This is a genomic window from Natrialba aegyptia DSM 13077 (genome assembly GCF_000337535.1).
GTDB classification, from domain to species: domain Archaea; phylum Halobacteriota; class Halobacteria; order Halobacteriales; family Natrialbaceae; genus Natrialba; species Natrialba aegyptia.
Map to the genome: position 1 here is coordinate 36,964 of NZ_AOIP01000062.1, position 21,887 is coordinate 58,850.

General features: G+C 62.8%; 20 protein-coding genes and 1 pseudogene. 8 read left to right on the plus strand and 13 right to left on the minus strand.

The window, feature by feature from the left end; genetic code table 11:
* Positions 1-40: 40 nt before the first annotated feature.
* The 11 genes and pseudogenes from C480_RS20925 to C480_RS20975 form a co-directional block, all read right to left on the minus strand.
* The gene (locus C480_RS20925) at positions 41-2,254 is read right to left on the minus strand and encodes an LUD domain-containing protein (protein ID WP_006667662.1); all 2,214 of its coding nucleotides are present in this window, start codon (positions 2,252-2,254) and stop codon (positions 41-43) included.
* Entirely contained in the window at positions 2,247-2,759 is a 513-nt protein-coding gene (locus C480_RS20930; RefSeq protein WP_006667663.1) for an LUD domain-containing protein, read from the minus strand. Before C480_RS20930 ends, C480_RS20925 begins: the two co-directional genes overlap by 8 nt.
* Before the next feature lie 115 nt (positions 2,760-2,874).
* Positions 2,875-3,306: a universal stress protein gene (locus C480_RS20935; RefSeq protein WP_006667664.1), complete on the minus strand. Its 432-nt coding sequence runs from the start codon at positions 3,304-3,306 to the stop codon at positions 2,875-2,877.
* A gap of 50 nt (positions 3,307-3,356) precedes the next feature.
* Positions 3,357-4,381, minus strand: a pseudogene (locus tag C480_RS20940) (NAD(P)-dependent alcohol dehydrogenase).
* Between the two features lie 186 nt (positions 4,382-4,567).
* Entirely contained in the window at positions 4,568-5,704 is a 1,137-nt protein-coding gene (locus C480_RS20945) for a UxaA family hydrolase (protein WP_006667666.1), read from the minus strand.
* Positions 5,704-6,015, minus strand: a complete 312-nt coding sequence (locus tag C480_RS20950) for a UxaA family hydrolase (RefSeq protein ID WP_006667667.1) — start codon at positions 6,013-6,015, stop codon at positions 5,704-5,706. The genes C480_RS20945 and C480_RS20950 overlap by 1 nt, the downstream gene beginning before the upstream one ends.
* A complete protein-coding gene (locus tag C480_RS20955) occupies positions 6,012-7,199 on the minus strand; it encodes a UxaA family hydrolase (RefSeq protein ID WP_049904157.1) in 1,188 nt (395 codons plus the stop codon). The genes C480_RS20950 and C480_RS20955 overlap by 4 nt, the downstream gene beginning before the upstream one ends.
* 88 nt (positions 7,200-7,287) lie before the next feature.
* Positions 7,288-8,592 (minus strand): TRAP transporter large permease, encoded by a 1,305-nt coding sequence (locus C480_RS20960; protein ID WP_006667669.1) that lies wholly within the window; start codon positions 8,590-8,592, stop codon positions 7,288-7,290.
* Entirely contained in the window at positions 8,585-9,148 is a 564-nt protein-coding gene (locus C480_RS20965; protein WP_006667670.1) for a TRAP transporter small permease, read from the minus strand. Before C480_RS20965 ends, C480_RS20960 begins: the two co-directional genes overlap by 8 nt.
* A gap of 54 nt (positions 9,149-9,202) precedes the next feature.
* The gene (locus C480_RS20970) at positions 9,203-10,207 is read right to left on the minus strand and encodes a TRAP transporter substrate-binding protein (protein WP_006667671.1); all 1,005 of its coding nucleotides are present in this window, start codon (positions 10,205-10,207) and stop codon (positions 9,203-9,205) included.
* A gap of 91 nt (positions 10,208-10,298) precedes the next feature.
* Entirely contained in the window at positions 10,299-11,087 is a 789-nt protein-coding gene (locus tag C480_RS20975) for an SDR family NAD(P)-dependent oxidoreductase (protein ID WP_006667672.1), read from the minus strand.
* A 183-nt stretch (positions 11,088-11,270) separates the two neighbouring features.
* On the opposite strand from C480_RS20975, the gene C480_RS20980 reads away from it, so the two are divergent.
* Entirely contained in the window at positions 11,271-12,233 is a 963-nt protein-coding gene (locus tag C480_RS20980; RefSeq protein ID WP_049904159.1) for a mannonate dehydratase, read from the plus strand.
* A gap of 283 nt (positions 12,234-12,516) precedes the next feature.
* The gene (locus C480_RS20985) at positions 12,517-13,278 is read left to right on the plus strand and encodes an IclR family transcriptional regulator (RefSeq protein ID WP_006667674.1); all 762 of its coding nucleotides are present in this window, start codon (positions 12,517-12,519) and stop codon (positions 13,276-13,278) included.
* A gap of 12 nt (positions 13,279-13,290) precedes the next feature.
* On the opposite strand, the gene C480_RS20990 is transcribed toward C480_RS20985, so the two are convergent.
* Positions 13,291-14,034, minus strand: a complete 744-nt coding sequence (locus C480_RS20990) for an SDR family NAD(P)-dependent oxidoreductase (RefSeq protein WP_006667675.1) — start codon at positions 14,032-14,034, stop codon at positions 13,291-13,293.
* A 337-nt stretch (positions 14,035-14,371) separates the two neighbouring features.
* Between C480_RS20990 and C480_RS20995 the strand changes: the two genes are divergently transcribed.
* From C480_RS20995 to C480_RS21005, 3 genes are all read left to right on the plus strand, one after another.
* Positions 14,372-14,566 (plus strand): hypothetical protein, encoded by a 195-nt coding sequence (locus C480_RS20995; protein ID WP_006667676.1) that lies wholly within the window; start codon positions 14,372-14,374, stop codon positions 14,564-14,566.
* A gap of 769 nt (positions 14,567-15,335) precedes the next feature.
* Complete coding sequence (locus tag C480_RS21000; protein ID WP_083873455.1) at positions 15,336-16,103, plus strand: IclR family transcriptional regulator; 768 nt, start codon at positions 15,336-15,338, stop codon at positions 16,101-16,103.
* Between the two features lie 277 nt (positions 16,104-16,380).
* Entirely contained in the window at positions 16,381-16,632 is a 252-nt protein-coding gene (locus C480_RS21005; protein ID WP_006667678.1) for a HalOD1 output domain-containing protein, read from the plus strand.
* Positions 16,633-16,906: 274 nt separating this feature from the next.
* Here C480_RS21005 and lpdA read toward each other — a convergent pair whose 3' ends face one another.
* The gene (lpdA, locus tag C480_RS21010) at positions 16,907-18,325 is read right to left on the minus strand and encodes a dihydrolipoyl dehydrogenase (RefSeq protein WP_006667679.1); all 1,419 of its coding nucleotides are present in this window, start codon (positions 18,323-18,325) and stop codon (positions 16,907-16,909) included.
* A gap of 110 nt (positions 18,326-18,435) precedes the next feature.
* Here lpdA and C480_RS21015 point away from each other — a divergent pair, with 110 nt between their 5' ends.
* The 3 genes from C480_RS21015 (at position 18,436) to C480_RS21025 (ending at position 21,877) form a co-directional block, all read left to right on the plus strand.
* Positions 18,436-19,377, plus strand: coding sequence for an alpha/beta hydrolase (locus C480_RS21015; protein ID WP_083873456.1), 942 nt, complete (start codon positions 18,436-18,438; stop codon positions 19,375-19,377).
* Positions 19,378-19,519: 142 nt separating this feature from the next.
* Positions 19,520-20,332, plus strand: a complete 813-nt coding sequence (locus C480_RS21020; RefSeq protein WP_006667681.1) for an SDR family NAD(P)-dependent oxidoreductase — start codon at positions 19,520-19,522, stop codon at positions 20,330-20,332.
* Between the two features lie 219 nt (positions 20,333-20,551).
* Positions 20,552-21,877 (plus strand): E3 binding domain-containing protein, encoded by a 1,326-nt coding sequence (locus C480_RS21025; RefSeq protein WP_083873457.1) that lies wholly within the window; start codon positions 20,552-20,554, stop codon positions 21,875-21,877.
* Positions 21,878-21,887 lie beyond the last annotated feature (10 nt).

Sequence of the window (21,887 nt, forward strand, 5' to 3'; positions counted from 1 at the left end):
AAATCAGTTTCCCGCGGCCGGGGCGACCCGTGCGCTGCGCCTACTGGCGTTCGGGATCGAGCAGCTCGACCGGGTGGCGCGTCTCCGGGGACAGCAGCGAGTCGAGCTGCTCCATACAGGAGGTGCCGCTGGCGACAACCGTCCGCTCGTCGGCGGCCCCCTCGAACTGGTCGGCCAGCGTCTCTCCGACGTCTATGCTCAGGTCGTAGTACTCGCTCTTGTAACCGAAGCTCCCGGCCATCCCACAGCACTCGACGTCGGAGGTGAACACGTCGTACCCGAGCCGCTCCAGCACCGCCTCAGTGTACCCCTCCAAGCCGAGCGTCCGCTGCTGGCAGTGGCTGTGGTACGCGACGCCGTCGCCGTCACCCGCGGGCAGGGCGTCGGGGTCCGCACCGTTCTCCAGCAGGCCGTAGGCGTACTCCAACACCTCGTAGCTGTTCCCGTCGAGCCGCTCGTACGCCGCTTCGGGGAGCAGCTTTTCGTATTCCCGGCGGAACATCGCCAGGTCGCTAGGCTCGACGGCGACCACGTCGTACCCGTCCTCGACGTACGTCAAGAGCGACTCCGCGACGGTCTCGGCCTTCTTCTCGGCCGTGGCGATCATCCCCTGAGACAGCGGCGCGCGGCCGGAGCCGCCCACGTCTGGGACGACGACCTCGCAGTCGAGCGCCTCCAGCACGCGAACTGCGGCCTTCCCGCGCTCCGCCCGGACGTAGTTCGTGTACACGTCCGGGTACAGCGCGACGCGGCGCTCCGGGTCGGCGACGCGGGACTCGCGCGACGCCGCCCACTCGCGGAGCGTCGTGCGCCGGAACGCCGGTAGGTCGCGCCGGGCGTCGATCCCCAGCACCGACTCCATCACCTTCCGCGCGGGCCCCGTCGAGGCAACGGCGTTCGACAGCGGCGCGGTCGCGCTGCCTATCCTCGCCACCGCCTCGAAGTTCCCGAAGAAACGCTTTCGGAGCGACGTACCGGGCTCCTCCTCGTCCGGCACGAGGCCGTCGACTAGCACGTCGTCGAAGCCGGGGTCCTTCCCGCGATTGATGCGGTCCCGAACGACCGTGTTGATCCACGGGATATCGATCTTCACCGGACAGGCGTTCACACAGCGGGAGCAGCCGGTACAGAGGTCGTTGAACTCCGCCGCAACGTCGTTTCCCTCGATCCCGGCCTCCCAGCCGGTGGCGATGCCACCCGTGTACGTCTCCCCGCCGAAGGCGTGGCCGCCGACGGACTGGAAGTTCGCACACGAGTTCGCACAGGCCCCACATCGGATGCAGTAAAGCGTCTCGCGAAGATCGTCGTCCTCGCACATCTCCCGCCGCCCGTTGTCGAGCAGCACGAGGTGGAAGTCGCGGTCCGCATCGCCGTTCCCGAAGTGCGGCTCATCACTGCTGTCGAAGTCGATCGCAGGCGTGTCGACCGGCGGTGTCAGCAGTGACAGGTACTGCGGAATGTCTTGACCCGTCGCCGACCGCGAGATGAGTTCCGCGAACGGCTCCAATTCCGCGATCGATGGGATGATCTTCTCGATCCCGGCGACGGCGACGTGCGTGTCGGGGATCGACGCACACTTGCGGGCATTGCCCTCGTTGGTCACCAGCGCTATCGACCCGCTCTCGGCTAGGACGAAGTTCGCGCCCGTGACCCCGACCTCGGCGTCGTCGATGCACTCGCCGAGGTACTCCCGCGCAAACGCCGTCAGCTTCTCCGCGGAGTCGAGCGACTCGTCCGGGTCGAACTCCTCCTCGAACAGCTTCGTGATCTCCTCGCGGGACTTGTGGAGTGACGGGCCGACGATGTGCGACGGCGCCTCCTCGGCGACCTGGATGACGAACTCGCCGAGGTCCGTCTCCCAGACGTCGAATCCGTCGGCCTCCAGGGCCTCGTTCAAGTCCATCTCCTCGGTAGTCATTGACTTCGACTTCACGACGCTGTCGGCGTCGACATCGTCGGCTACCTCGGCGAGGTACCGGTTCGCGTCCTCGGCGTCGTCGGCGACGTACACCGTCCCGCCGTTCGCCTCGACGGCCTTCCGTGTCCGGTCGATGAGCTCGGGGAGGCGCTCGATCGCGTCCGCTTTTATCTCTCGCGCCTGGGAGCGGTTGTCCTCGTGTGCGCCTTCGCCGACGGCTTTCACCGCGTTGTACCGTTCTGAGTTGAATAGGCGCGTGTTCTCCTTTATCTCGTCGCCTTCCGATTCGAGCAGCGTGCGGATGCGGTCGGCATCCAGTTGTTGTGATTCACTCATTATCCCTGACGATGATGACGTGGACCTCCTCCGGCCCGTGGACGCCCTGGACGAGCGCGCCCATGTCGCCCGTCGAACTCGGCCCCGTCGCGAGGATGAACGACTGACGGTCCTCCTCGAACTCCGCCCGGAGCCAGCCGAAGGCGTCCGACAGATCCGTCCGCAGGTCGCTCGCCCTGACGACGACTACGTGCCGCTCCGGGTACAGCGCGATGAACTCGTCGCCCTCGGCCCGGGACTCGACCGCGACGGTCCCCAGCGAGGCGATGCCCATGCGCGACCCGCTCACGCCAGTCACCGCCTCGCTGAGCCTGGAGGGCGACGGATCGAGCGTCACCGGCGCGTCCGCGAGCGAGAGGCCGTCGAACGGCAGTTCGGCCCCAACCGCGGGGGGCTCGACCAGGTCGGCCACCGTCGACACCAGCTCGTCGGGTGCAACGGCGGTCGACGCCGTGTCCAGGCGTGACAGCGACTGCTGAAACTTCTCCACCGAACCCGTGCTCATACCTTCTTCATGGATTGTATCGAAATACGTCTTGCATTGTTCCCGTCCGTCCCGGCCGGGGATCGGCCCACTGGACCGGTGGTTCGTGGCGACTCCATGGTCGATCCACGGCTGCCTACTCCGCCTCCATGATGGTGACGACCGGGCGCTCCGTGTTCAGCAGGATCGACTGCGTGACGCTGCCGAACAACGCCTTCCCGGTCGGGGACCGCGCCCGCCCGCCGACGAGGACGTACCGTGCGTCGACCTCGTCGGCGTACTCGACGACCTTCTTTCTCGGCGTCCCGACCCGGCCGACGACCTCGTAGTCCGCGTCGAGTGCCTCGTCTATCCCCTCGGCCGCGGCGGCCGCAGCGTCGTCCTCGATGGAGCCCTCGGGCCCGGTCTCCCGCACGCTGGACCGTTTCTCCACCAGCCGCGTGTACTCGGTCTCTTCGATGACGTGGACGAGGTGGAGTTCGTCGTCGAACGCCCGTGCGAGTTCGTCGGCCTGCGCGGCGATCGCTGTCGACTGATCGGAACCGCTAATCGCTGCAACGATGACCATGCTGAATGGAGGTATCCATTCGAATATAAATGTTAGCCTGGGAATCCGCCTCAATCTATCGAGATCATGCCCTTGACCACGGCCGGCTTCGCGGCCCGCTCGAACGCATCGCTCACGCGGTCGAGCGGCAGGTCGAAGTCGATGATCTCCGCCGCGTCCACGTCACCGCCCGCTATCAGGGATATCGCCGTCGGGTACGTGTTGGCGAACCGGTAGCTCCCCGCACGTCGACCTGCCGCCGAACCAGTTCAAACGTGTCCACCGGCACCTCGGCGTCTGGCGCGAGGCCGACCAGGACGACGGTGCCGTCCGGCCGCGTAACGTCGAGTACCGACTCGATCGCTGGCGGGGCCCCGGTCGCCTCTATCGCGGCATCGACGCCCGTGCCAAACGCCTCGCGGACCGCCGCCGCGACATCCGCCTCGCGGGCGTCGATAGCCAGGTCGGCCCCGCGGTCGACGGCCCTGTCGAGTTTCGAGTCGACCACGTCGACGACGGCCACGTCCGCCGCTCCCGCCGCCCGCGCTACGTCTGCAGCGAGCAGCCCGATCGGACCCGCGCCCATGACGAGCACCGAGTCACCCATTCCCACGTCGGCGCGCCGCACGGCGTGGATACCGACGCTGATCGGCTCGCACAGCGCCCCCTCCTGGGTGGAGACGGCGTCCGGGAGGCCGTAGGCGTACTCTGCGGGCCAGGCGATGTACTCCCTGAACGCCCCGTCGGTGCCGGGCGTCGCCATGAACTCGACGTCCCGGCAGAGATTGTACGTTCCCCGCCAACAGTACTCGCACTCGCCGCACGGAACGCCGGGTTCGATCGCGATCCGGTCGCCGACAGCGTGGCCGTCGACGTCCGCACCGACTTCGACAACCGTGCCCGCGCTTTCGTGTCCGAGCACCAGCGGCTCCTCGACAGCCAGGTCACCCATTCGGCCGTGCTCGTACCAGTGGATATCGGAGCCGCAGATCCCGATATCGCTCACCTCGACGAGCACCTCCGACGGGCCAGGCGCGGGGCGCTCCCGAGCATTCAGTTCGAACGTCCCCGACTCGACGAGCGACACCGCCCTCACGCTCGCCACCCCTGCACCGCAGAGACATCTCCGTGAATCCGTTCTATCGCGTCGTCACCGAGCGTCGGCTCCCGGCGCTCCTGTTCCGCCGCTGACTGCCGTTCGAGCAGTGCCATCTCATCCAGTACTCCGCGAGTGGGCAACCTAAGCTTTGTGTCCACGCCGCCGCCAGCGGTACATGGTCCTCTATAGCGACGGACCGATGCGGCTGACGGCGAACGACGTGAGCCCGTGCTCCTCGCTGGCCGTCCGGCCGCCGTCGGCGACGCGAGCGATCTCGGACAGCAGCGCATCCGCGTCGGCCCCGCGGGCGTCGAGGTCCACGTCATCGGCGAGCGCGTCCGCCGTGGTCCCGTCGCCGGTCACCTTGAGGACCGGGACGACCGGGTGGCCCGTCGGTACCCCGTCGGCCGTGACGTGGATGACGACCGACGCCCCAGCCGCCGCGAGCGTGGTCGCCGCCTCCTCGAAGCGGGAGGAGGAGTCGACCAGCGTCACCCCGGCGTCGGCCGCCGCCCGGCCGCCGTACGGAACGAACTCGTCGACGCTCGCGCTCCCCCACGCGCCGACGACCTCGTCGAACGGTGCGTCCGCAGCGTGGCGGGCGATCCGTCGGACGTTCCCGGGGCGGCCCGCGTGGCGCGTTCCGACCTCGCGGATCGCGTCGGCGACAGCCACCGTCGTGGCGCGGGCGGCGGCGGCGTCCGTGTGGGGGGCGAGCCGCTCCGTCCCGGCGACGATGACGCGCGCCCCGGCGTCGACCAGCGCGTCGACGGCCTCGCCCACGAGCGGATCCGCGACCGCGCGCGTCGAGCCATCGAGGTCCGAACTCACGACGCCGACGGTGAGGTCCGCGAGCCCAGCGCCGGCGCGGTCCGCGTCCGCCGCGGCGTCCGCGAGGTCGGCGGTCGCGGCGACGCCCTCCTCGACGCAGGGTTCCGTACCGCCCGCGTCCTGGATCGCCGTCTCGCGGACCGCTACACCGCGCTCCCCGATCCTGTCGGCGAACGGGCCGCTCTGAAGGTGTTCGCAGCCCAGCCCCACGACGGTCGCGCCCGCGATGTTCGGGTTGCGGGCGAGGTTCAGGAGCGTTCGCTCCGTGCGCTCGTGGTCATCGCCGACCTGACCGCAGCCGTGGTCGTGCGGGGCCGCGACAGCGTCGTCGTGCTCCGCTGCGATCCGCTCGGCGACGAGGTGCGAGCAGATCACCGACGGGACGACCAGTACGCGGTTCCGCACGCCGACGCGCCCGTCCGATCGCCGGTACGCGTCGAACGACGTTCCCGGGACGCGCCGCCGTGAGGCACCACTCGGCGCCGACATCAGGCCACCTCCCTGTCCGCGGTGCGGTCGCCCCGACCGCGCCTGCTCTCGCAGTTGTGCGTGTGCACCCACTCGCCTGGGGCAATCGGCTCGACGGCCTCGCCGATCGTCTCGCCGTACTTCACGACGGCGTCCCCCGGCTCCAGCGGGACCAACGCGACCTTGTGGCCGAACGGGATGGCCTCCACGAGTTCGACCGTCCGGTCGTCGTACGGTATCCCCGTCCCTGCATCTAGGTCGTCGATGGCCGTGACGACGTTGTCCTGCGCGGCCATGTGCAGCCCCGCGTCGCCGAGGACCGTCCCCTTCATGCGTCCCCCCGCAGCTCGGCGAGCTCGTTCGGCTGGAGCTCGTTGACCGCGAACTCCTCCAGTTGGCGGCGTTCCGCGGCGGTCCGCTCGCCGCTGGCGACGTCAAGCAGCGTCCGGTAGATCCGGTCGCCGACCGAGTCGATCGGCTCGCCGTCGATGATGCCGCTCGCGTCCACGTCCATATTCGCCGCGAGTCGGTCCGCTGTCTTCGGGTTCCCGGTCACCTTGATCACCGGGGCTAGCGGGTTCCCGGTCGTCGACCCTCGCCCGGTGGTGAAGGCGACGACCTGCGCCCCGCCTGCGACCTTGCCGACGACGCTCTCGATATCGTACCCCGGTGTGTCCATCAGCACCAGACCGCCGCCGACCGGAAGCCGCTCGGCGTAGTCCACGATGCCGCGGACCGGGGTCGTCCCGCCCTTCGAGATGGCCCCGAGACTCTTCTCCTCGATGGTCGTCAGGCCGCCCTCCTGGTTGCCGGGGCTGGGCTGTGCGCCCCGCAGGTCCACGTCCATCAGTTCGGCCGTCGCCTCCCGGCGATTGACACGCTCCAGAAGCCGCTCGCGAACCGTCTCGTTCACACACCGCTCCGCAAGGACGTGCTCCGCGCCGATGAACTCCGGCGTCTCCGAGAACGTCGCCGTGCCGCCGTCTCGGACGAGGCGATCACAGGCCGCGCCGACAGCGGGATTCGCCGCGATTCCGCTCGTCGCGTCGGAGCCGCCGCATTCGACGCCGAAGACGAGTTCACTCGCGTCGCACTCCTCCCGGCGTCGGTCGGTAATCTCGGCGTGGAGGTCGCGGGCCAGCTCGGTTCCCTCGTCGACCGCTGCGGCCGTCCCGCCCACCTCATGGACTGAGAGGGTCTCGACGTCCCGCCCGGCAGCCGCCGCCGCGTCGGCGACGGCGTCGGCGTCCACCGTCTCCGTGCCCAGCGACACGACGAGCGCCGCCCCGACGTTCGGGTTGCGGGCGACGCCCGACAGCGTCCGCTCAACCTGTTCGCGAGCCGCCTCGGGCGGGTCCGTCCCCATCTGGTGGGGCGTGGCTCTGACGTTTGCGGCCGTCCGGTCGGCGACAGCCTCGGCGATCGGCGACGCCGTGACCGACAACGGTATCACTGCGACGTAGTTTCGTACCCCAGCGGGACCACTTTCCCGTGGGTATCCATCGAACGTTGCCATGGTTGAGTCTCACTGTCAACCGGGAAAAACGTTTCCGTCAGCAACCGTCGCCGGGTGACGGGACGAATAACCGAGCGTGATCGCCGTGTCAGGCGCCCATCAGCGTGGTCACCGGGTACGTGACGATCTCCGGGATGAAGATGGTGAGCAGCAACACCAGGAGGATCGGCACGTAGTAGGGCAACACCGCTTTCATCGCCTCCTCCAGTGTTGCATCAGTCACCTTCTCCAGGACGAAGAGGATGACGCCGAACGGCGGGGTCAATAGGCCGAGCATCAGCGTCAGGATCATCACGATACCGAAGTGGAGCGGATCGATGCCGGTGATGTCCAGGATCGGCATGAAGATCGGGACGAGGATCGTGATCGCGGCGATCGTCTCCATGAACGTCCCGACGACGAGGAGAAGCCCGACCAGCAGCAACATTACGACCGTCGGATCGGTGGAGAAGTTCGTGATCGAATCGGCCATCAGGATCGGCAGGCGGAGCTGGAGGGCGACGAGGCCGTACAGCGACGCGACGCCGATGATGAACGTCAGCGAGAACGTCTCGACCATCCCGTACTGGAGTTCCTCGAAGAGTCCTTCGAGGGTGAGATCTCTGTAGACGAACATTCCGAGGAGGATGGTGTAGACGACGGCTATTGCGCCCGCTTCGGTGGCGGTGAATGTGCCGGAGAGGATCCCGCCGATGATGAGGAGTGGCGCGAACAGCGGGAACACCGCCTCCTTCAAACTCTTCCAGAAGTCAGCGAGGTCGAAGGAGTCCTCGGTCTCGTACTCCCGCAGGTACACGAACAGGAAGACGAGCGCCATCAGGAAGACGCCGATCAGGATCCCAGGGATGATCCCACCCAGGAACAGCTGACCGATCGACTCCTCGGCCAGCACGGCATAGATGATGATAGGAACGCTCGGCGGGATGATCGGACCGATGATGGCCGACGACCCAGTGACGCCGAGCGAGATGTCTTTTTCGTACCCCTGGTCGCGCATCGCGGCGTACTCGACGCGGCCAAGCCCCGCAGCGTCGGCGACAGCGAGGCCCGACATCCCGGAGAAGATCATGCTCGCGACGATGTTGACGTGGGCAATCCCGCCGCGGAACTGTCCCACCATCGAGTTCGCCAAATCGAAGATCCGCTGCGTCATCCCGATGCGGTTCATCAACCGCCCGAGCAGGAGGTAAAACGGGATCGCGAGTAGCGTAAAACTGTTGAGCCCGTAGAGCAACTGCTGGGAGATGAGGCCGTAGTTGAGGCCCCTTCCGAAGGGGGAGAGCATCACTAGGACGCACGTCGCGCCCATCGCGATCCCGACCGGGACGCCGAGCGCGTACATGACGAGGAGCATTCCGAGGAACAGGGTGCCGATTACGAGCAGCTCACTCATCGGCTATCCCCTCCTCGAACTGGGCGGCGGCGTTGTCGGTCCTGGACGCCGCTATCTCGCGTCCCAACGTTACGATGTCGATCAGAGCGTAGATCAGCATCAACGCGATGCCGATCGTGATCCCGAGATAGAGGTGTCCTGACGTAACGGCCTCGATCCCGCCGATCGACGTCGTCCAGTCGCCGATGGTTGTACGGATGGCTCCCCAGAGGGCGACTGACAGGAAGCCGATGACGATCAGTTCGCCCAGAATTTGGACCAGCAGACCGATACTGGAGTTCCACCTCGTGAGGCGTTCGAGGAGGAATTGTATCGAGATGTGTTCGTTGTTCCGGACGGCAACGGCAGCACCCAGGTACGTCGCGACGATGAGTACGAACCGTGCCGCCGGTTCGGTCCAGTGAAGGAACCCGAACGTGGGGAGGCTCAACAATCGAATGAAAACTTGAAGCGTGGTCAAGACGATCGTGAACGTAAACAGCCCCGTCGCGCTGTAGAGTACGATCTTGTCGAAAACGTGGTCGCGCTTCAGGTCGAGTGATTGGTCGATTTCCATGATCAGTGAAAGGGTGGTGATTGTAGGTACGTAACATGCGTCGCCGGTTCACAGTTACATGTTTCGGACGGTTTCCCAGTCGAAAGCCCACGTCTCGTCGAACAGCTGTTCCACGGCGGGCGCCGCCTCCTCCTGAAACGCTTCAGTGTCGACGTCTTCGATGACCTCCATACCCTGACCGAGTTCGTCGATCAGTTCTTGCTCGCGCTCCTGGGACTTCTCGGCGGCGGACTGCGTCGCTTCTTGGCCGACCTCCATGATCAGATCCTGGTTGGTCTCGTCGAGCCCCTGGTAGAAGGACTCGTTGATGTAGATGTTCCCGTTCGCGATCAGGTGACTCGTCAGGCTCAGGTGGCTCTGGACCTCGTGAAGGTTGAACGAACTGATCTGTTCCGCGCCGCCCTCTGAGGCGTCTGCCGTTCCCTGTTCGAGCGCACTATACAGTTCGTCCAGCGCGACCGGAGTCGGCGAGGCGCCGACCTGCTCCCAGGTCTGGACCCACGGGTCGAGTTCCGGGAGACGCAGGTTGAGCCCGTTGACGTCGCCCGGTTCCCGGATCGGCGTGTTCGACGTGAAGTGCCGAGCACCGCGGTAGATCTGCTGGCCGATCGGCCGCTGGTTTCCGTTTTCGATGAGCGTGTCGTGGCCCTCTTGCATCTGCTCACTGTCGAGCACCGAGAGCAACTGATCGTAGCTCGAGAGGACGAACGGGCAGCCAAAGAACCAGTACTCTGATGCAAACTGGTAGTAGGGGAAACTACCTGCGGAGTGCGCCTCAACGCCGCCTTGGCTGACGACCTCGCCGATCTCGTCTTCCGACCCGTAGGAGCCGCCAGGGCTGATCTCAACGGAGATATCGCCGTCGGACTCCTCCTCGATCTGCTCCTTGAAATTCTCGGCGGCCTGGACCAGGATGTGGCCCGGCTCGAAAGTACTGGCAATTGTCATCTCGACACCGCTGCTGCCGCCGCCAGCACAGCCGGCTGTTGTCGCGATTGCGCCTGCGCCGATGCCGTTGATGACCGAGCGTCTACTGACACCGGAAGCTCCATCTAACATGGTTCATCACACAGATTCAGCGTTAATAGTAAAAAACTTTCCCCTGTGGTGAATTTCGCCACCACTCTATCGAGGGTGGCGCGTTCGACCGCTACGCGCGGTTCTCGCGGTATCGCCACGCGTCCGAGGTCCATCCGCCGTCGGCCCGGAGCACCTCGCCGGTGACGTAGTTGTCGGCCCGCGCTAGGAAGCTCACGCAGTTGGCCATCTCTTCGACGGTACCGTATCGCGCCATCGGCGTCCGCCGCTGGATGTCGATATCGGTGTACTTCGCCGAGTCCTGCGTCTGGTCTGTGATGTCCGTCTTGATGAATCCTGGCGCGAGCGCATTCACGCTGATGCCGTCCTCCGCCCACTCCACGGCGAGGGTCCGGGTGAGGTTGATGACGCCCGCCTTCGCCGCGCAGTACGGCGCTCGCATGTGAAAGCCCATCTCACCCATCATCGATGCGACGTTGACGATTGCCCCGCCGTCGTCCTGGGAGAGCATCTGTCGCCCCGCGGCACGGCTACTGATGAACACGCCCGTCAAGTCGACGTCGACCACCCGCCGCCAGTCCTCAATGGTGATTTCCTCCGCCGGACCAAGCGTCGTCATGCCCGCATTGTTCACCATCACGTCCAGCGAGCCGAAGCGGTCGACGGTCGCCTCGACCATCGCCGCCACGTCATCCTCGTCGCTCACGTCGGCCTGCACCGCGACGGCTTCGCCGCCCTGGTCAGCGATTTCGTCGACAACCGACTCCGCTTGCTTCTCGGAGGAGTGGTAGTTGACCACCACCGACGCCCCCTGCTCCGCGAGCTTGGTTGCGATTCCGCTACCGATACCTCTCGATGCGCCCGTGACGATGGCCGCGTCTCCTGCGAACGTGTCGCTCATTCGTGATCCATCGAAGACTCGCACGGCGGGGAGTTTCTATTTTTCCCTCTTTTCACCTGTCCTGATCGTTCCGCTCGCATATCGCGGGCCCACTCGCTCGCCATACCCCAGCTCACCGCCGCCCGTTCGGCAGCAACCCGACTAAAAGAAAGCTATTTAACCGTGGTTCCAATTCGTCACGCTATGGTCGACTTAGCGGTAGTCCTACCGCCACAGCCGGACGAGAGATGGCAGATAGCCAAGCAGATGGGCGTAGAAAACGCCGTCGTACACACCCTGGAGATCGGCGACGGAAAGACCACCTGGTCGTATCACGATCTGCTACATCTCAAGAACTGGTACGAGGACGCTGGGCTCGACATCAGCGTCATCGAGGGGAGCATCCCCCTGACCGACCGCGTCAGGCTCGGGATGGAAGGACGCGACGAGGACATCGAGGAGTTCAAGGAGTTCATCCGGCACTGCGGACAGCTCGATATTCCGGTCGTCTGCTACGATTGGATGGTCGGCATCCGCTGGGCGCGCACGGAGGCCCACGTCGAGGCTCGGGGCGGCTCGCTGGTGACCGCGTACTCGAACGACCGGATGCACAGGGACAGGGCGGGACCGGCGGTCGACGCCTCACGCGAGCAAATCTGGGACGCGCTGGAGTACTTCCTGCAGGAGGTGACGCCGGTCGCGGAGGCGGCCGGGGTGAAGCTCGGACTCCACCCGGACGACCCGCCACGGGAGTCAGTGGGCGGTGTCCCCCGAATCATCAACAGCACCGAGGCGTACCAGCGCGTTCTCGACAGCTACGATAGCGAGCACAACGGCATCACGTTCTGTCAAGGCAACTTCGCCGCGATGGGGGCCGTTCTCCCAGAGACAATCCGTCGGTTCGGCGACCGCATCAACTTCGTTCACTTCCGGGACATTGAGGGCGACGCCGACGACTTCGTCGAGACGTGGCACGACGAGGGCCCCCGCGACATGCTCGCGGCGATGGAGGCTTACCAGGACGCCGTCAACGACGACGTGGTGATGCGCCCCGACCATGTCCCGACGATGGTGGGCGAGGATAACTCTAACCCCGGCTACCACACGAAGGGACGGCTGTTCGCGGTCGGCTACATGCGAGGCCTGCTAGAACAGACCCAGCGGTAGTACGACTGACGCGTCGTCGGCCTGCCGCGTCGGCGCGCAAGCACAGAGTTTCTCTCACCCGTCCAGTGTGACGGCTATTCGTTGTTCCACCATAGTCGCCTCCCCCCTGTGTCCCTCAGCCAGTCGTTCATGCTTATCCGCCGCTTCGCTGGCACCCTCACGGCGGCCGTTGACGACCCAAACTATAACGAATATCGATCCTGGGTGTCGGGGATACGATTCCAGTATCGTTGGACAATTTCGAAAAGAATATTGAGGGCAGTATGTGATTCATACACACACAATGACGAACGGTCCAAACCGGATCAAGGCGGTCGAGAACGCATTCGAAATCGTTGAGAACGTGGGGAAGCTCGACGGCTGCCGGGTCAGAGAGTTGGCGGATCACATGGACCTCCCGAAGAGCACGGCCCATATCTACCTCAAGACGCTGGAAGACACCGGGTACGTGGTCAGGCGGAATGAGCAGTACCAGCTCAGCCTTCGGTTCCTAAACGTAGGGGGACAGGTCCGGCACAACAACAGCCTCTACCAGGTGGGCCGCAACGAGGTCGACGACTTGGCCCGGACGATAAGCGAGGTCGCCACCATCGGCTGTGAAGAGAACGGCTACCGGGTGATGCTGTACCGGACCGAGCCGACCGGTGCCATCTTCAACAACGCGTCGACCGGCGAGTACACCCGGATGCACTGGACGGCACTCGGCAAGGCGATACTGTCACAGAAGTCCGACGAGGAGATCACTGAGATCGCCGACCGCCACGGGCTCCCGCGGGCGACTGAGCACACGATCGTCGACCGCGACGCCCTGCTCGACGAGATAGAGACCATCAGGTTGCAGGGGTACGCGATAGAGGACGAGGAGCGCGTCAAGGGAGTCAAGTCCGTCGCCGTACAGGTCGAAAGCGACGGTGAGACGCCCGATGCCGCCATCTCTGCCGCCGGGCCGAAACACGAGTTCACCCCCGAGCGCATCCAGGAGGAGTTGCTCCCGGCGCTCCAGAACACGGCGAACGTAGTCGAACTCAAGACCAAACACTACTGAGCCCCACCGCCCTCACGCGGTCGATCCGCCGTCGACGTGGATCACCTCACCGGTAAGGTAGTCCGACTGATCCCGCGCGAGAAACGCCGCGAGGTCGCTGATGTCCTCCGGCGTCCCGAGGCGGCCGTACGGGACGTTCTCGGCCCGCTCCTCGACCCACGACGGGTCCTCCGCCCTGACCTCCTCATTCATCGATGTCTTCGTTGTCCCTGGGGCTATCGCCACCACTGAGACACCGTCAGAGCCGTAGTCGACCGCGAGCTGCCGGACCGCTGCATCGAGGCCACCCTTACTTGCGCAGTACGAGGGAAGCTCCGGCACGCCGACCGACCCCGCTTCAGAAGTGATATGGAGGAGCGTCCCCTCCGTCTCTATCAGCGCTGGCAGGACATGCTTGCTGACCCGAAGCGCGCCGAGAAGGTTCACGTCGAGCACCGCGGTCATGTTCGCCTCGTCCGCCTCGTGAAGACGTCCTCGTGTGATCATTCCCGCGCTGTTGACAGCCACGTCGATCGCTCCCAGGCAGTCGACCGCGGCCGTGACGGCCCGTTCGACGGTCTCATCGTCCCGGACATCGCACTCGATCGGCACGCACTCAGTCGGCAGCGACTCAGCAATGGTCTCCAGGTCGTCCGAGGACCGGGCGACCACGGCCACATCAGCTCCCCGATCAGCGTATTCCTCAGCAATCGCCTTTCCGATCCCGCGACTCGCTCCGACAACGAACGCGCTCTTACCGTACAGGTCTCCCGACATCGCCCCCACGTCCGTCTGCCTGCGGAATAATTCCTCGGGTTGGGCCGGAACTGAGCCACGGATCCAACGTCGTTGGACACGGCTAGCTCCACGGTCAAATCGGTCCGACAATAGCCTCCAGAGAAAAGCATTGGTACGCATTCGTTCAGAGTCACTACACGCCCATGAGTACTATCGACGTGCTGGTCCCGCGAAGCGTAATCCACGGGATGCCCGCGGCGGACTATGCCGCCGCACTGCGAGACCGGCTACCCGCTCACCGCATCGAGGTGGCACCGGTACCAAGGAAGCGGCAACTCGCTGCGAACACTATGGTGATCAGCTCGATCCACCCGGCGTGGCCCTACTCGACGACACGACGGAACTCGAACTATTCACAGTCGCCGCGGTGGGGTACGACCACCCGCCGCTCAACGCGCTGGCCGACCACGGCGTCGCGGTGACAAACGTCTCGGGCATCCATACGCCAAACAGGTGCTCGAATACAGGTTACAACTGGCCGACATCGTCGCAGGGAACGTGGGGCGACTAGAACGGGGACAGATCTGACCTTGAAAGCCCGGTTTGAGCCCCGAAATGACCATGAGTGCGCGAGCGGCCTCGTGGCTTGCGAACGTGTCCGATCTCCTCTCCGGTGGAACGCGGACGCAGCCAGCGGCACCGTCAGCAGGGCACTGTTGCGCCCATTGGTGTCCACCGTCGTTGGACACTGTCTCTGATCCATGCGCTCTGTCCGCTCCAGTAGGTACGGACCGGAGTGTTCTCCCGGCACGACTGCGTTTCAGTGACGCCTCAGCGGGAGTCAGATGTCCTCCTCGACAATTACATGTGTACGTTTGTAATCCGTTCTACAGGCCACTGCCGCTATCGAGGGGGAAGTACGGGAACTGAGGAGAATTGATTACCCAGTTCAAATTGAAATTCATATTTAATATCCAACAAATTATGACGATTTCGGCAAGGTCTCTGTAGTAATCGATCTAGTCGTTCTCCGAGTCGTAGTCCTGAAGCGGTTGATTGTGCTGCAACGATCGTGGCAGTGCTGACCAGTGCTGAATAATGAGAGTCATAGACTCGATCATCAGAAAGAATTCGAAATAATCAGAATGAGATCACCGGAGTTCTAGCCTCTACTTATATCGGGCCTCTTCTCAAGAATCCATTCCGACTATTTCGAATCGACTCCTATCAATCTGCCTAACTCGCTCACACAATCATAGCAGACCACTATTCTTCAGTTCAACGCTTCCCTCTTCGAAATAACCGGAACTATAATGGAGGTTGATTGAGAGTCTGTTACCATGTCATCACAACCACTCAAATCTCTCTGTCGCGCTAATCGTATCGTAGAACGGCTTGTCGAAATGGAGTCCGCATCTGTAAGTGAGTTAGCTGCCGAATTTGATATGCCGCTAAGCACGATGTATGAGTATGTGAACACGCTCGAGACGATCAATTACATTACCAAGAAACCAAATGGCCGCTATTGTGTGAGCCTTTCCTTTCTCGAGATCGGAAATCAAGTTCGACGGAACTATGCTATTTATAGGGTTGGAGAGTCGGAAACCCGACGGTTGGCCGAAGAAACGGGAGAGTTCGCCGGTTTAATGGTAAAAGAGGACAATCTCGGAGTATTATTATCGATGAAAAAGGGGGACAAGGTAAAACGGCTCCAAGTCAGCCGAACACATCCAGGCGTCAAATCCCGACTCAACACGACAGCCTATGGAAAGGCAATTTTAGCCCAATTATCTGATAAAGAGATTCAGGATGTAATAGATCAATACGGCCTCCATCCCAGAACAGACAACACGATAACTGAAATCGATCCTCTCTTCGAAGAAATTGAGCTCATTCGTCAACGCGGATACGCGCTTGATGACGAGGAATGCTTCGATGGGATGCGTGGTATTGGCGTTCCGGTCGTTAGTCAAACAGACGATCTCGTGGGTGGTATCGCACTGTATGGGCCACCGAGTCGTCTAACTGATGACGTTTTCTTCAAAAAGTATCCATCAGTAGTGCAGGAATATGCAAACATCATCCAGGGAAATCTGGAATATTCGTGATCACATGGGTGAATATTGTCAGTTCTATTCTACACTCAGTAACGCTGTGCGTTGCGAATTGGAAGACGTTTCGCTGGCTTTTCAGCGACTCCAGTTATTGAAATCGGAACAAGCATCACGCTAACGCTGAGAAATCATCGTCACCGAATCCTACGAGTCTCTTTTTCGCCAAATCGCGTGACGTCCGTATGGATGATCCGCGTACCTTGCGACTCTCGTTTACTGAGACCGAGACGATCGAAAACAGTAAGGGGAACGTCGTAGAGAAGTGTGGTGGATGACTGAGAGCGATCGGTACGACGCCTGGTGTCTCTCCAAACGAATCGTCAAGGAAGTTGCGGATCTCGAAGGGAAGGACCCGGCAGAACTTCCACCGCTCTACGAAGCAATAGATGCGGAGGCGCTTGAAATGATCTTCACACGGACGGAGGGTGGGACGATGCGTACGGGGAAAATCGATTTTCTGTACGCAGGACACGTGGTAACGATTGAGTACGAGGACGAGCCGGTCATCAGAATCGAACAGTAGCGTACGATAGTCGGCACGTAACCGTGGAACTCGGCGCTCGTAGCGGAGCGTTTCATCCTGCCGATCGGAGCTATCAGGACGGTATACTCGCGGGATCGTTGAATGGGTGACACGCTGCTAGCGGATACCCTCAATCAAGATTGATCGCCCCCGATGGAAGAGACAAATGTAAATAAATAGCGCGTAGACGAGACGACGGACGCATCTCGTTTCGGGTCTCGTACCCATCCTAGCCGCCGGTCGCACCGTAACTGGGTTGGCGGCTACTGTTTCGTCAGCTGTTGAGCGTGTGGACCGCTTCGCCGCGAGCGTTCGCGGCTGCCTCCATGACCGCCTCGGTGAGAGTCGGGTGCGTGTGAACCGTCGTTGCGATATCTTCTAGCGTGGCTTCCGTCTCGATAGCCAGGGCGAGTTCAGCAGCTAGCTCCGAGGCGTCGGGACAGACTAGCTGCGCGCCGAGGACCGTGCCGGAGCTCCCGTTCGCGACGATACGTACGAACCCATCAGTCTCGCCGAGTGTGAGTGCACGCCCCGAGGCTCGCATCGGCATCCGTCCGACGACTGGATCGAGACCTGCGTTCTCGGCCTCGTCCTCGGTCATCCCGACCGTGCAGATTTCGGGATCGGTGAAGACGGCGGCCGGAATCGCTCGGGAGTCAAATGTGGCCGCCTCGCCAGCGATAACGTCGGCCGCAATTTCGCCCTCCTTGCTCGCCTTGTGGGCGAGCAGTGGCTCGCCGACGACGTCGCCGACGGCGAAAATCCGTTCGGCGACAGTTCGAGTCTGCTTGTCGGTCGGAATGAACCCCCGGTCGTCGGTCTCGATACCTGCTGCTCCCAGGTTGAGCGTGTCGGTGACGGGCTCTCGTCCGACGGCGACCACCACGCGGTCGGCCTCGTATTCGGACTGATCGCCGTCGTCACTCTCAGTGAAGACGCGGACGCCGCGGCCGGTTGACTCCCAGCCTTGAGCCCCCTCGCCAAAGTGGAAGTTGATACCGAGGCTTTCGGCGCGCTTCCTGACGACGCGGGCGATATCCCGCTCGTAGCCGGGCAGTACCTGATCGAGCATTTCGACGACCGTCACGTCGACGCCCAGTTTGGCAAACACCGTCGAGAGTTCCATACCAATGTAGCCCGCGCCAACGACGAGCAGCCGTTCGGGAAGCGACTCGAGTCCGAGCGCGTGCGTCGAGGAGAGAACGTGTTCGCCATCGAATGGGAACTCAGGAAGTTCGACCGGACGCGACCCGGTAGCGATGACGGCGTGAGTAAACGCGATCGACCCGAGGTTCGTTCCGTTCCGCATGATCTGGACCGCTGTTTCGCTTGTAAAGGTCGCAGTCCCATCGATCAGGGTTACACCGTTGGCCGTACAGAGCTTCTCGACGCCACCGGTGAGTTGCTTCACGACATTGTTCTTCCAGCCGACCATTCGACTGAAGTCCACGTCGAGTTCGGCTTGGATCCCCATGTGCTCAGCGTGAGTAGCGTCGTGTGTGATATCGGCCGCTGCGATGAGTGCCTTCGAAGGAATGCAGCCGACGTTGAGGCAGGTCCCACCGTAGGCATCTTTCTCGACGAGCGCTACGTCGAAGCCGGATTGGGCAGCCCGGATAGCGGCTACGTATCCGCCGGGACCGGCACCAATCACTACGATATCCGTTTCTACCGGGATGGATTCTCCAACCATCTACTGTCACTGTCACGCGGAAGGATAAAAAAGAGGACCCTTCTCGTTCTCTATTTCGTCTGATAAAAGGTACAATTATGCCGCTCTAGACGGATGGCGTAAGTGAAGCAATGTCATCGACACTCCACCCGCAAGTCGAGAAGTACCTTCACGGGCTGTCAGAACAGGGCTTACCACCGCTCTACCGGCTGTCACTAGAAGAAGCCCGTGAGACATATCGCGATCTCAGTATTCCCAGTGAACCTCCAATCTCGGTCGCATCCGTGATAGACCGCACTATCCCGGGTCCAGCGACGGATATCCCCGTGCGGATTTACAAGCCAACTGGGGACGGACCGCATCCACCGCTCGTCTTCTTCCACGGTGGTGGATGGATGCTCGGGGATTTAGAGACGTACGACGCGCTGTGTCGGGCGCTCTCGAACGCGACCGAGTGCGTCGTCATCTCCGTCGACTACCGACGCGCGCCCGAACACCGGTTCCCAGCCGGACTCGAGGACTGTTACGCCGCGACGTGTTGGGTCGCGAACAACGCCGAAGCGATCGATGCCAGGCCCGATACATTGGCTATCGCCGGAGACAGCGCCGGGGGATCACTCGCGTTTGGTGTCGGGCTCCTGGCACGCGATCGGGACGGACCAGCGATCGACTATCAAGTGCTCGCATACCCCGCTTCGGACTACGCGTTCGATACGGACTCTTACGAGGAGAACGCACAGGGATACTTCATCACGCGAAAGGACATGGAGCGGTTCTGGGACGGCTACCTCCAGAGCGAACTGGACGGTGAGCATCCGTACGCGTCGCCGCTTCGTACCGAGAGCCTGGACCGGCTCCCGCCCACGCTCGTTCTGACGTGCGGGTTTGATCCGCTTCGCGACGACGGCACGGAACTCGCAAGTCGGCTGTCTGAAGCCGGCGTTTCGACCGACCACGTGCAGTATGAGGATATGATTCATGGGTTCCTGATCATGCTCTCTGATCCGGAACTGGATCGGGCACACGAGGCTCTCGAGGAAATCGGTGAGAGAGTTCGAGACGAGTTGCAGTAAGCGAGTTCACCCACCTCTCGAGGACAAGCCACGACGAGTCTCCGTCATCCGATACCAGTCCCATTGTCTGTCGCGTTCCATCCGTTTCGGCCCCGACAACCACCATGATTTATAATCATATATCACCTCTAATCGAGAGACGATGGTAGACAAGAACACGCTAGACGGAGCGGTGTCGATCGTGACCGGTGGTGGCGGAGACATCGGTGGTGGAATCGCCACAGAACTCGCGGCTGCGGGAAGTGACGTAGTTATCGCCGACGTGGACATCCTGGAGACGGAGTACAACCAGAAATCATCCGCGGAGATCGGCGGGGCGACGCGTGCACGTGAACTCGTGGATCGCATCGAGTCGGAAGACCAGCGCGCACACGTCGTGGACTGTGACGTCACGAAAGCCGATCAGATCGACGCGATGGTCGACGAGGTCATCGACGAGTTCAGTCGGATTGACATCCTCGTGAACAACGCGGGCGTCATCACCGCCACACCGGTCGAGGAGATGGCGGAAGCGGAGTGGGAGACGGTGATGGACGTGAACGCGAAGGGGATGTTCCTCGCGGCACGCGCCGCGATTCCACACCTCCGCGAGTCGAAGGGGACCATCATCAACACCGCCTCCATCGCGGGTGAGATCGGCGCCGCCGGCCTCGCACACTACTGTGCGTCGAAACACGCCGTACTCGGGCTCACGAAGTCGCTCAGTCTCGAGTTGGCGCCGGATGTTACGGTCAACGCTATCTGTCCAGGAATCGTCGAGACGCCGATGTGGGAAGACGTTTTGACGCCGGAAATCGGCGAATCGTACGACGAGACTATCGACCGAGCCATTCCGATGGGGCGCGACCAGACGCCTGAGGACATGGGGAGACTCGCCGTCTTTTTCGCGGAGAACCGGAACGTCACTGGACAGTCCGTGGTCGTCGACGGTGGCATTCTCCAGAACGTCCTCTAGAGGAGGATTCCCGGCGCAGCATATTTTTATCCAATAGTGTGGTCGACGTAACCGGCTTCTCGACTGATTCCGATGCGGAGAAGAGAGGCGTGAATGACTGCACGCGAGCGCCTCGCGGGCCGAACCTGTCACGTACTCCGTCGAAATCATCATCGTTCGAGAGATACGTTTTAGTAGATTGGCGCACATGGATGATTTATAATGGCGTATATTATCAAGATGCCAAAGCTAGGGCTCGAAATGGAACAGGGGACCGTCCTCGAATGGTTCCGTGAGTCAGAAGATGACGTGTCGGAAGGAGACAAGCTCGCCGAAGTCGAATCCGAGAAGAGTATCGGCGAGGTCGAGGCGCGTGAAGACGGTGTCCTCCGCCGGATCTACGTCGAGGAAGGCAAGTCCGTTCCACCCGGCACACCGATCGGCATCCTCGCAGCGGCCGATACTGATATCTCCGATCTCGAGGCCGAAGCCGAGGCCGAGATCAACGGAAAGACGGAGGCAGAACGGGATACCACAGCCGAACCATCGGACACGGAAGACGATGCCGTCACGGTCGAGACGCAATCGGCCGCGTCCGCGGGAAGTTCGGCCGCTCCCGCGGCCGCAGAGGAGACGACCGAAGTGAAGGCGTCCCCGCGAGCACGGAACCGAGCGGAGGAACTCGGTGTCGACCTCATGTCCGTCGAGGGTACCGGACCGATGGATTCGATCACCGAGGACGACGTCGAGGCGGCAGTCGGCGATGGGACAGAGAGAGAGGAGTCGATCAAAGCTTCTCCCCGAGCCAAAAAGCGCGCGGAGGAGGCCGGCGTCGACCTCACGTCCGTCGAGGGTACCGGACCGATGGATTCGATCACCGAAGACGACGTCGAGGCGGCCGCCGAAGCCACGCGGGAGAGTGGTTCGGAAGTTCGGCAAATCACCCCCGAGCGGACCGCTTCCAACCGGTTCGAGCGAGCCACAGCTGTGGCCGACCCGTCCGCCGGAGCGGCGTTGCTCGAAACCACGGAAGCGGTTCGGTCGGCGTTCGAGGAGCGGGTAACGAGTATCGACGTGTTGCTCGTGGTCGCCTCGGCGGCGCTCGCGGATCGACCGCTCATGAACGGAATCTACGCGGAATCGACGCACCAGCTCCGAGAAAGCCAGGACATCGCCCTCGTGACCGAACTCGACGGCGAACTCCACACGGGCGTCGTTCCGAACGTTGAGGAGAAGTCGCTGACCGAGATCGTCGACACACGCGAACGGCTCGACGATGACAGCGAGGGGGAGCCCTCGTTCACCCTCGCAAACGCGTCCAAGACGGACTCCGACGGGATGCTCGTCAATCCACCGTGCGTCGCGGCTCTCGAGTTCGATGCGACTGGCCAGCGGGCGGTTCCAGAGGGCAGCGGTGTGGATCTCCGCCCACTCGTGACTGCCAGTCTGACCTACGACACGCGAGCGATAGACGGATCCGAGGCCGACGCCTTCTTACAGCGGCTCTTCGAGCGGGCCGAACGCGCGTCCGAACTCGTTCTCGAATCGTATCGCGGTACGGAATAAGAAGCCATCA

What these genes read in the sequence shown, in the direction of transcription:
- C480_RS20950 (WP_006667667.1), bottom strand. Translation starts at nt 6,015, where the DNA reads ATGAAGGGGACGGTCCTCGGCGACGCGGGGCTGCACATGGCCGCGCAG.
- C480_RS20980 (WP_049904159.1), top strand. Translation starts at nt 11,271, where the DNA reads ATGGTCGACTTAGCGGTAGTCCTACCGCCACAGCCGGACGAGAGATGG.
- C480_RS21015 (WP_083873456.1), top strand. Translation starts at nt 18,436, where the DNA reads ATGTCATCGACACTCCACCCGCAAGTCGAGAAGTACCTTCACGGGCTG.
- C480_RS20975 (WP_006667672.1), bottom strand. Translation starts at nt 11,087, where the DNA reads ATGAGCGACACGTTCGCAGGAGACGCGGCCATCGTCACGGGCGCATCG.
- C480_RS20945 (WP_006667666.1), bottom strand. Translation starts at nt 5,704, where the DNA reads ATGTCGGCGCCGAGTGGTGCCTCACGGCGGCGCGTCCCGGGAACGTCG.
- C480_RS20955 (WP_049904157.1), bottom strand. Translation starts at nt 7,199, where the DNA reads ATGGCAACGTTCGATGGATACCCACGGGAAAGTGGTCCCGCTGGGGTA.
- C480_RS20970 (WP_006667671.1), bottom strand. Translation starts at nt 10,207, where the DNA reads ATGTTAGATGGAGCTTCCGGTGTCAGTAGACGCTCGGTCATCAACGGC.
- C480_RS20930 (WP_006667663.1), bottom strand. Translation starts at nt 2,759, where the DNA reads ATGAGCACGGGTTCGGTGGAGAAGTTTCAGCAGTCGCTGTCACGCCTG.
- C480_RS21005 (WP_006667678.1), top strand. Translation starts at nt 16,381, where the DNA reads ATGACTGAGAGCGATCGGTACGACGCCTGGTGTCTCTCCAAACGAATC.
- C480_RS20935 (WP_006667664.1), bottom strand. Translation starts at nt 3,306, where the DNA reads ATGGTCATCGTTGCAGCGATTAGCGGTTCCGATCAGTCGACAGCGATC.
- C480_RS21025 (WP_083873457.1), top strand. Translation starts at nt 20,552, where the DNA reads ATGCCAAAGCTAGGGCTCGAAATGGAACAGGGGACCGTCCTCGAATGG.
- C480_RS20965 (WP_006667670.1), bottom strand. Translation starts at nt 9,148, where the DNA reads ATGGAAATCGACCAATCACTCGACCTGAAGCGCGACCACGTTTTCGAC.
- C480_RS20990 (WP_006667675.1), bottom strand. Translation starts at nt 14,034, where the DNA reads ATGTCGGGAGACCTGTACGGTAAGAGCGCGTTCGTTGTCGGAGCGAGT.
- lpdA (WP_006667679.1), bottom strand. Translation starts at nt 18,325, where the DNA reads ATGGTTGGAGAATCCATCCCGGTAGAAACGGATATCGTAGTGATTGGT.
- C480_RS20960 (WP_006667669.1), bottom strand. Translation starts at nt 8,592, where the DNA reads ATGAGTGAGCTGCTCGTAATCGGCACCCTGTTCCTCGGAATGCTCCTC.
- C480_RS21000 (WP_083873455.1), top strand. Translation starts at nt 15,336, where the DNA reads ATGTCATCACAACCACTCAAATCTCTCTGTCGCGCTAATCGTATCGTA.
- C480_RS20985 (WP_006667674.1), top strand. Translation starts at nt 12,517, where the DNA reads ATGACGAACGGTCCAAACCGGATCAAGGCGGTCGAGAACGCATTCGAA.
- C480_RS21020 (WP_006667681.1), top strand. Translation starts at nt 19,520, where the DNA reads ATGGTAGACAAGAACACGCTAGACGGAGCGGTGTCGATCGTGACCGGT.
- C480_RS20925 (WP_006667662.1), bottom strand. Translation starts at nt 2,254, where the DNA reads ATGAGTGAATCACAACAACTGGATGCCGACCGCATCCGCACGCTGCTC.